The sequence below is a fragment of the Sphaerochaeta sp. UBA5836 genome, assembly GCF_002432845.1.
Lineage (GTDB): Bacteria > Spirochaetota > Spirochaetia > Sphaerochaetales > Sphaerochaetaceae > Sphaerochaeta.
In genome coordinates, this window is record NZ_DJGW01000028.1 from 1,650 (window position 1) to 1,914 (window position 265).

The following is a 265-nucleotide window of genomic DNA, read 5'->3' on the forward strand; positions in this document are numbered from 1 at the left end:
AATAGGTTGCATCAAAACGCAGCTCCCGAATTTTATGTTTCTCCATCTGCCCGGTATGCTGAACAAGTTCCGGGTAGATGGGAATCACAGAATCCTTTTTCACGAATACCGGCAGCAAGGCAAGAGAATAGGCTACATCCTTCAACCATATACCACCTGAAACTACATCCCCACTCCAGAAATCAACCCATTCACCTGCAGGCAGATAGACATCCCTACGACCAGTACTGTTCATAACGGGTGCAATGAGAAACACATCCCCGCA

The 265-nt window shown here is 47.2% G+C and carries 1 pseudogene; it reads right to left on the reverse strand.

The features are described 5' to 3' along the window. Positions 1-256 (reverse strand): annotated as a pseudogene (locus tag B3F49_RS02265) (TIM-barrel domain-containing protein); the annotation flags it as partial. Positions 257-265 lie beyond the last annotated feature (9 nt).